7 protein-coding genes are annotated in these 8,912 nt (G+C 64.6%); 4 read left to right on the top strand and 3 right to left on the bottom strand.

Annotation, left to right across the window (positions count from 1 at the left end; all coding sequences use genetic code 11):
- Window positions 1–37: 37 nt before the first annotated feature.
- The 3 genes from mtnA to IC50_RS07970 form a co-directional block, all read right to left on the bottom strand.
- Complete coding sequence (gene mtnA / locus IC50_RS07960) at window positions 38–1,159, bottom strand: S-methyl-5-thioribose-1-phosphate isomerase (protein ID WP_035702763.1); 1,122 nt, start codon at window positions 1,157–1,159, stop codon at window positions 38–40.
- An 18-nt stretch (window positions 1,160–1,177) separates the two neighbouring features.
- The gene (locus tag IC50_RS07965; RefSeq protein WP_035702764.1) at window positions 1,178–2,053 is read right to left on the bottom strand and encodes an S-methyl-5'-thioadenosine phosphorylase; all 876 of its coding nucleotides are present in this window, start codon (window positions 2,051–2,053) and stop codon (window positions 1,178–1,180) included.
- 267 nt (window positions 2,054–2,320) lie between these two features.
- Window positions 2,321–2,593 (bottom strand): phosphopantetheine-binding protein, encoded by a 273-nt coding sequence (locus IC50_RS07970; RefSeq protein ID WP_035702766.1) that lies wholly within the window; start codon window positions 2,591–2,593, stop codon window positions 2,321–2,323.
- A gap of 360 nt (window positions 2,594–2,953) precedes the next feature.
- On the opposite strand from IC50_RS07970, the gene IC50_RS07975 reads away from it, so the two are divergent.
- From IC50_RS07975 to IC50_RS07990, 4 genes are all read left to right on the top strand, one after another.
- Window positions 2,954–4,171 carry an acyl-CoA dehydrogenase family protein gene (locus tag IC50_RS07975; RefSeq protein WP_035702768.1) on the top strand — a complete coding sequence of 406 codons (1,218 nt, stop codon included), beginning with the start codon at window positions 2,954–2,956 and terminating at the stop codon, window positions 4,169–4,171.
- Between the two features lie 56 nt (window positions 4,172–4,227).
- The gene (locus IC50_RS07980; RefSeq protein ID WP_035702771.1) at window positions 4,228–5,208 is read left to right on the top strand and encodes an amino acid--[acyl-carrier-protein] ligase; all 981 of its coding nucleotides are present in this window, start codon (window positions 4,228–4,230) and stop codon (window positions 5,206–5,208) included.
- A gap of 36 nt (window positions 5,209–5,244) precedes the next feature.
- Complete coding sequence (locus IC50_RS07985) at window positions 5,245–6,120, top strand: hypothetical protein (RefSeq protein WP_035702774.1); 876 nt, start codon at window positions 5,245–5,247, stop codon at window positions 6,118–6,120.
- 344 nt (window positions 6,121–6,464) lie between these two features.
- Window positions 6,465–8,912 (top strand): PAS-domain containing protein (locus IC50_RS07990; RefSeq protein WP_035702777.1); only part of this gene is annotated, 2,448 nt, incomplete at its 3' end.

The raw sequence follows: 8,912 nt of genomic DNA on the forward strand, positions 1-8,912 counted from the left end.
TCGCAAGGGCTCCTCGCAATGACGGAGTGGAGGCATCTCACCTGGAAGGCTGACTACTTCGCGCAGCGACGATCCGCTCAGGAAACGCCGCCGCCAACGCGGTACGATCCGGCTTGAGCACGCCGCGCTCGGTGATGAGACCGGTGACGAGACGCGCCGGAGTGACGTCGAAGGCGTAGTTCGCGACCGGAGAACTCTCGGGGACGATCCGGACCGTTTCCAGCCTGCCATCGGCGGTGCGGCCGGTCATATCGGTGACCTCCGCGCCGCTGCGCTGCTCGATCGGGATATCCCTGATGCCGTCATGAACGGCGAAATCGATCGTCGGCGACGGCAGCGCAACGTAGAACGGCACGCCGTTGTCATGCGCAGCGAGCGCCTTGAGGTACGTGCCGATCTTGTTGCAGACGTCGCCATTGGCGGCGACGCGGTCGGTGCCGACGATGGCGAGATCGACCATGCCGTGCTGCATCAGGTGTCCGCCGGTATTGTCCGGGATCACCGTGTGCGGCACGCCGTGATGGCCGAGTTCCCACGCCGTGAGCGAGGCGCCCTGGTTGCGCGGGCGGGTTTCGTCGACCCAGACATGGACCTTGATGCCGCGCTCATGCGCAAGATAGATCGGCGCGGTCGCCGTACCCCAATCAACAGTGGCGAGCCAGCCGGCATTGCAATGGGTCAGTACGTTGACCGCCTCGCCCGGCTTGTTCGCCGCGATCGCCTCGATCAGCTTCAGACCGTTGCCGGCTATGCCACGGTTGATCTCGACGTCCTGCTCGACGATCTCATCGGCGCGCGCGTAGGCCGCCTCCGCCCTTTCAACGGGATCGATCGGCGCGAGTGCCGCGCGCATCTGGTCGAGCGCCCATTTCAGATTGATCGCGGTTGGCCGTGCGACCACGAGCGTGTCATAGGCCCGTTTCAGCCCAGCGTCGGAAGCGTCCTCGCGCATCGCGAGGGCCATGCCATAGGCGGCGGTTGCACCGATCAGCGGCGCGCCGCGCACCAGCATGTCGCGGATGGCGGCGGCGGCGTCTTCGCACGAGGTCAGGCGCGCGATGACGAATTCATGCGGCAGCCGCCGCTGGTCGATCGCACCCACCGACCAGCCGTCACGCTGGCGCCAGATGCTGCGGAAATGCTTGCCGTCGACCTTCATGGCATTCTGCCTTTCTTATCACGCCCGCAGGATGCGTCCTGCCACCGCATCGAGCTTCTTCAGAAGCTCCGGATCGCGCGCCTCGGGCGCCGTGATCAGAGCGGTGTCGAGCGCGCGGTCCGAACCGATCGGGCACGGCTCGTGCTCGCGCGGGAAATCCTTCGCCAGCCGCGCCACCAGCGCCTTCGCCTTGTCGGCATTCGAACTCAGCACGCGGATGATGTCCTGAACGGTGACGGCGTCATGATCGGGATGCCAGCAGTCGAAATCCGTCACCATAGCGACGGTGGCGTAACAGATCTCCGCCTCACGCGCGAGCTTCGCCTCGGGCATGTTGGTCATGCCGATCACGGAATAGCCTGATGTCTTGTAGGTCATGCTTTCCGCGTAAGTGGAGAATTGCGGCCCTTCCATGCAGACGTAGGTGCCGCCGCGCGCGATCGCGATACCCTCAGCCTCAGCCGCTGCGGCGAGATGGATGCGCAGCCGCGGCGAGACCGGGTGCGCCATCGACACATGCGCGACGCAGCCGCGGCCGAAGAACGAGCTCTCGCGCTTGTGGGTGCGGTCGACGAACTGGTCGACGAGAACGAACGTGCCGGGCGGCAGTTCCTCCTTGAAGGAACCGCAGGCCGAGAGCGAGATCAGGTCTGTTACGCCGGCGCGCTTCAGCACGTCGATATTGGCGCGATAGTTGATGTCGGAGGGGGACAGCCGGTGACCCTTGTCATGCCGCGGCAGGAACACGACCGACAGGCCGGCGATGGAGCCACGCCGCAAGGGTGCAGACGGCTCCCCCCAGGGGCTCTCGATCACCTCTTCGCGCGCACCCTCGAGGCCCGGCAGGTCATAGATGCCCGAGCCGCCGATGATACCCAATACCGCCTGCGTCATGCCTGCTCCACCCTGTCGGCCACACGTGACATGGTTAAGCTATGCCAGTTTTACGGCGGATTTGGAACGGGGCTGGAGGGTGATGCCGGTAGCGTGAGGGCGATGGCGCGCGCCTCATACTCGAGGTCGTCCCTGCGAACGCAGGAACCCATAATCACAGGCTGTGGTTTGGCGAAGACTGGTCGTTTGGTACTTCAACCGTCAGCGGTCAAGAAATTCCGCGGTATGGATCCCTGCGTTCGCAGGGACGACAGTTGCGGTTTGGGCTTAGGCCGCGGTCGCCGGCTGCAGCTGGGTCGCGATCATCCGCTCCAGCGTCTCGACCGACTGGAAATTCTCCGGCGTGATCTCGGACTGCGGGATGGTGAAGTCGAATTCGGCTTCGACGCCGAGCATCAGATTGACCATGTCCATCGAAGTCAGGCCGATATCGACGAGCTTCGCTTGTGGCGTGACGTCTGCGGTGAGCGAGTTCTGTTCGAGGATGCCCTTCACCAGCTTGATGATGCGATTTCGCACGTCGGTATCAAAGGCCTGCATCGGCAAATTCCCATCTGTCCATCGGGGGGCGGACCGGACTGCCGTCTACGATGGGCACGGCCTGCCGATCCTGCAATGGGCGGCATCAATAGTTCGCGTTTCTTAGTAAACGATGACTCGGATTGTCTGAACTTCAGGCATCGTCCGGAGTCCTAACGCGATGCTGGAAAATCGGGGGATGCAGACAACCCGACCTTAACTGTTCGTTCGGAATTGGGTTTTGTTTACCCTCTATTTCATCGACGAATTTGAATTAAATCCGTAGCCTCGTCTCACAAGCAAAGATGGTCGGAGGATCGCTTCAAGCGGCATCGCGAATGATGCCGGCGATCTCGAACGGCAAACCGGAGGCGGACGAGCATGAACGTGCGTGAAGCGGTCCTTACTGTCGACGAAACACAGACGAGCTTCCTCGAGCAGGGCCCTTCCCTGGTCGAGCGCGCTGCCCGAGCCGCGGCTGCGGCCGCGGCCGACGCAGACGGGGTCGATCGCGACGCCCGCTTCCCGCACAAGGCTTTCGAGGTCGCTCGCGAGCAGAAGCTGCTCGGCGTCATGATCCCGGTCGAGTTCGGCGGCTTCGGCGCCTCCATCTATGACGTCACCGACATCTGCTACACGCTCGGACGCGCCTGCGCTTCCACGGCGATGATCTACGCGATGCACCAGACCAAGGTTGCCTGCGTCGTCAGGCACGGCCACGGCATTCCCTGGATGGAGACCATGATGCGCCGGGTCGCCCGTGACCAGTGGCTGCTCGCCTCGTCCACCACCGAGGGCCAGAATGGCGGCAACATCCGCGCCAGCGCGGCCGCGGTCGACCACGCCGGCGACACCGTCTCGCTGGTGCGCGACGCCACCGTGATCTCCTACGGCGCCGAGGCCGACGGTCTCGTCACCATCGCCCGCCGCGCCACCGAAGCCGCCGCCTCCGACCAGGTGCTGCTGGCGCTCGCCAAGGACGACTATTCCCTGAAGCAGACCCAGGGCTGGGAAACGCTCGGCATGCGCGGCACCTGCTCGACCGGGTTCGAGCTGAAGGTCGACTGCCCCGCCGACCGCGTCTTCCCGGAATCCTACGACAAGATCCACGCCCAGACCATGACGCCGTTCGCGCATCTGTGCTGGTCGTCGGCCTGGGCCGGCATCGCCGCCGCTTCCGTGACCCGCGCGCAGGCCTTCATCCGCAAGGCGGCACGCAGCTCCGGCGGCCAGATGCCGCCGGCCGCGGCGCACTTCACCGCCGCCAAGATGTCGCTGGCCAAGCTGCGCGCGCTGATCGCCGCCAACATCGATGCTTTCGCGAGCGCCGAGCATGACGAGCGGGCGCTGAGCTCGCTCGACTTCCAGTCCTCCATCACGCTGCTGAAGGTGCAGGCCTCCGAGCTCGCGGTCGAGACCGTGATGCATGCGATGCGCACCGCGGGTCTTTCCGGCTACCGCAACGACGGCGAATTCACCATGGGCCGTCACCTCCGCGACGTGCTGTCGTCGCCGATCATGATCAACAACGACCGCATCCTGGCCAACGCCGCGACATCGACGCTGATGAGCGGAGTGCCGACAAGCCTTCGCGACTGAAATGCCTTGGCGACCGAATCAACAAGAACAATTTTGAGATAGCAGGACATCGAACCATGAATATTGCCGTCCTCCCCGACTCGCCCGCCACCGCGCCGCAGATGATCGATCCGCTCGATCATCTCGCCGACAAGCTGTTCCACCGCATGGGCGCCGACGGCGTCTACGCCCGCACTGCGCTCTATGAAGGCGTCGTCGAGCGGCTTGCCGCACTGATCACGAATCATCGCGAGACCGGCACCGAGGTGATGCGCTTCCCGCCGGTGATGAGCCGCGCCCAGCTGGAAAAATCCGGCTATCTCAAGAGCTTTCCGAACCTGCTTGGCTGCGTTTGCGGCCTGCACGGCACCGAGCGCGAGATCAACGCGGCGGTGAGCCGCTTCGATGCCGGCGGCGACTGGACCACGTCGCTGTCGCCGGCCGATCTCGTGCTGTCACCGGCCGCATGCTATCCAGTCTACCCGATCGCGGCGAGCCGTGGCCAGTTGCCGAAGGGCGGCCTGCGCTTCGACGTTGCCGCCGACTGCTTCCGCCGCGAGCCGTCGAGACATCTCGACCGGCTGCAATCGTTCCGGATGCGCGAATATGTCTGCATCGGTACGCCCGACGACGTCGCCGATTTCCGTGAGCGCTGGATGGTGCGTGCGCAGAATATCGCGACCGATCTCGGCCTCACCTTCCGTGTCGACTATGCCAGTGATCCGTTCTTCGGCCGGGTCGGCCAGATGAAGGCGGTGAGCCAGAAGCAGCAGCAGCTCAAGTTCGAGCTCCTTATCCCGCTGCGCTCGGAAGAGCAGCCGACCGCCTGCATGAGCTTCAACTATCACCGCGAGCATTTCGGCACGACCTGGGGAATCCAGGACGCCAACGGCGAGCCGGCCCATACCGGCTGCGTTGCCTTCGGCATGGACCGCCTGGCCGTCGCCATGTTCCACACGCACGGCACCGATCTTTCCGCCTGGCCGGCGAAGGTGCGGGACGTCCTGGGCTTGCAGCCGCATGTCGCGGCCGAGGCTCATGGCGAAGGCTGGCGCTAAGGTAAGAGGCCGACCATTTCCACGGGCAAGACGAGCGTGATCCACACCAAGGTTCGATGCCGCGAAATCACCGAGTCCGACGTCGAAAAGATCGCGGACTTGCTGACGCGCGGCTTCGTCGGGCGTTCACGCGAATACTGGATACAGGGCCTGCGCCGGCAGGCCTTCCGATCGGTGCCGGAGGGCTATCCGCGCTTCGGCTACATGCTCGACAATGACGGCACGCCGGTCGGCGTGCTGCTCTTGATCTACACGGCACGCAAGGACGGCGAAGAGGCCGCGATCCGGTGCAATTTGTCGAGCTGGTATGTCGATCCGGCCTACCGCAACTACGCCCCGCTGCTGACCAAGATCGCCCAGCGACACAAGGACGTCACTTATTTCAACATCAGCCCGGCGCCGTGGACCTGGCCGATCATCGAAACGCAGGGCTTTCGCGCCTATTGCCGCGGCATATTCTTCTCGGTCCCTGCGCTGTCGCGCGCGCCGCGCTGGAGCGAGATCGAGGTCATCCCGCCACACGCCAAAGAGATCAAGGGGCTTTCCGACACCGAGACCGAGCTCCTGACGCGGCATGCGCGCTACAATTGCCTCAGCCTCGTCTGCCGCACGCCGAAGGGAACGTTCCCCTTCATCCTGCAACCGGTCCGCATCCGCCGCGGCTTCATTGCGCCGCCCGCCATGAAACTGATCTATTGCCGCAGCGCCACGGAATATGCCGAGTGCGCCGGCCGCATCGGCCGGTTGCTGCTGCGGCTCGGCAAGATCTCGGTGGCCGTCGACGCCAACGGTCCGGTTCCCGGCCTCGTCGGCATCTACACCGAGCGGCGCGGCCGCAAATACTTCAAGGGCCCGCACCGGCCGCAGCTCGGCGACCTCACCGACACGGAGCTCGTGCTGTACGGGCCGTAGGTTATCCTGTCGTCCCTGCGAACGCAGGGATCCAAACCGGGTGATCTGTCGTTAAGCGAAGGTTTTGGTATCGCGGAAAGACCCGCTCACTTCCAGTCTTCGCCGAACCTCTCCCTGTGGCTGTGGGCCCCGGATTGCGCTGCGCTTGTCCGGGACGACGGCGGAGTCTGTTGCGCCCGCTCGGCCAACGCTCGCAGGCACCTCTACATTTCCGATACTCTCTCCATCGCCGGTCACTCTCCGTAAACTACTGCGCTTAAGGGAATTTTCCGGCCTCTTCGCTACCCTCTGCGGCTGAACTAGGTTGCATTGAGTCTACTGCCTGCCGAGGTCCCGCCGACCCCATGATGTCGACCCGCGACAACGAGCCTGGTGCACGACACGAGCAGGGTGCGGACGCCCTGGTTGTCCTGAGCCAGCTTGCGCTCGACCACATGGAGCAGGGCGTCTGCGTCTACGACGCCGACAACCGGATCGTGCTGGTGAACCAGCGCTACCTCACTCTGTTCGACCTGTCGGCCGACATCGTGCGGGTCGGCACGAGCTACCGTGAGGTGCTCGCGCACAGCGCGCAGCGCGGTAACTTTCCGCAAGACGAGCTCGACGCGCTGTATTCGGCGCGCATCAAGCAGATCGCAGGGGGACGGCCGTTCAGAACGGAGCAGCGGCTGGCGAGCGGCCTCGTCATGTCGCTCGATCTGAAGCCGCTCCCCGGCGGCGGCTGGATGACGATCTGCGACGATGTCAGCCGTCTCGCCCGGCTCGAAGCGGAATTGCGCGTGCAGACCGAGCGCAGCCAGCACGCGCTCGCAAACATGTCGCACGGCCTCGTCATGTACGACGTCGATAGCCGCGTCGTCGTCTGCAATGAAAGGTTCCTGAAGCTCTACGACCTCGACCCCGAGATCGTGAAGCCGGGTGCTCCACATTGCACGGTGATCGAGCACTGGATGTCGCGCGGCAACCTGCCCGGCATGTCGAGCGACGAATTTTACGAAAGCCGGCTGGAAGATGTGCGTCGCAGGAAGGCGAAGACCCTGCTGGTGATGCGTTACGACGGACGGATGGTGCAGGCGGTCTCCCGCTTCCTGCCCGACGGCGGCTGGGTGACGGTGCATGAGGACGTGACGGAGCGGCTGCAATACGAGGAAACCTTGAGGCAGCAGAACTTCATCCTCGATGCGGCGCTGGAGAACATGGCGCACGGGCTCGCCTTCTACGACAGCGACATGCGCCTTCGGGTCTGCAACACCACCTACCGCCGGATCTACCGGCTGTCGCCGGAGGAGACCAGGCCCGGGACGTATCTCGCCGAGCTGATCGAGCGATCGATGGCGAACGGCGCGTTCTCCTCCGAATACAGTCCGCAACAGCTGCTCGAAGCCGCGAGCACGAGGATCGCGAATCGGGACTCCTCGCCGATGCGTCGGCGCATGTCGAACGACGCCGTGGTCTCGGTACGCTACTGCGCGCTTGCCGAAGGCGGCTTCGTTGCCACCTATGAGGATATCACCGAGCGCGAGCACGCGGTCGAGGAGCTGAGCGAGCAATATCGGCGCTTCGACGCGGCACTGAACAACATGAGCCAGGGCCTGTGCATGCTCGATTCGAGCCTGCGCGTGATCGTCTGCAATCGCCGTTATATCGAGATGTACGGACTGCCGCCGGAGATCGTAAAGCCCGGCGTCTCGATGCGAGAGATCATGGACCACAGCTGCGAGCTCGGCATCCACCCGGACACGACCGGTGCAAAGCTCTATGCAGACTATGTCGAGCGGTTGCGCGAGGGCGAGCACACGTTGCACCGGCATTTGAGCGATGGCCGCATCATCAAGCTCAATCACAAACGGATGGAGCACGGCGGCTGGGTCGTCACCTACGAGGACGTCACCGAGCGTCACAAGGCCCAGGCCCGAGTGGCGCATATGGCGCAGCACGATTCGCTCACCGACCTGCCCAACCGCACGCTGTTCCGCGAGAAGATGGGCGAGGGGCTGAACCAAGTCGCGATCGCCGGCGGCGCCATGGCCGTGCTGTGCTTCGACCTCGACAACTTCAAGACCGTCAACGACCGCCTCGGCCACGCCGCAGGCGACCGCCTGCTGCGCTGGGTCGCAGCGCGCCTGAAGGAGAATGTCGGCGAGCACGATACTGTCGCGCGTCTCGGCGGTGACGAGTTCGCCGTCCTCCAGCGCGGGCCGCAGCCGCAATCGGCCGAGGCGCTCGCCCACCGCCTGGTCGACATCATCGGTCATCCCCCTCCATTGGAAAGCCAGTCGATCCATGTCGGCGTCTCTGTCGGCATCGCGATCGCACCCGACCACGGGCTCGATGCCGACGAGCTGATGAAATGCGCCGACCTCGCGCTGTACCAGGCCAAAGCGGGGGGACGCGGAGCCTATCAGCTGTTCGAGCCCGAGATGGAGGAAGAGGCGCGCAGCCGGCACGCGTTGGAGCAGGATCTGGGCGGCGCGCTGGAAGGATGTGAATTCCACCTGGTGTACCAACCGCAGATGCGGCTCGATTCCTCCGAGCTCACCGGGTTCGAGGCACTGCTGCGCTGGAAACATCCTTCGCGCGGCTTCGTCTCTCCAGCCGAATTCATCCCGATTGCGGAGGAGAACGGGCTGATCGTTCCGATCGGCGAATGGGTGCTGCGCACCGCCTGTGCGGCTGCCGCGTCCTGGCCCGATGTCACCGTCGCGGTGAACCTGTCTCCGGTGCAATTCCGCTCGCGCGGGCTGGTGGCGATGGTCACGAGCGCACTTGCGGAAGCCGGCCTGCCGCCGCAG

This window comes from Bradyrhizobium genomosp. I (2014) (assembly GCF_000261685.1).
Classification (GTDB): Bacteria; Pseudomonadota; Alphaproteobacteria; order Rhizobiales; family Xanthobacteraceae; genus Bradyrhizobium.

Coding starts and splice junctions, on each gene's coding strand:
- mtnA (WP_035702763.1), bottom strand. CDS start 1,159: ATGAAGGTCGACGGCAAGCATTTCCGCAGCATCTGGCGCCAGCGTGAC.
- IC50_RS07965 (WP_035702764.1), bottom strand. CDS start 2,053: ATGACGCAGGCGGTATTGGGTATCATCGGCGGCTCGGGCATCTATGAC.
- IC50_RS07970 (WP_035702766.1), bottom strand. CDS start 2,593: ATGCAGGCCTTTGATACCGACGTGCGAAATCGCATCATCAAGCTGGTG.
- IC50_RS07975 (WP_035702768.1), top strand. CDS start 2,954: ATGAACGTGCGTGAAGCGGTCCTTACTGTCGACGAAACACAGACGAGC.
- IC50_RS07980 (WP_035702771.1), top strand. CDS start 4,228: ATGAATATTGCCGTCCTCCCCGACTCGCCCGCCACCGCGCCGCAGATG.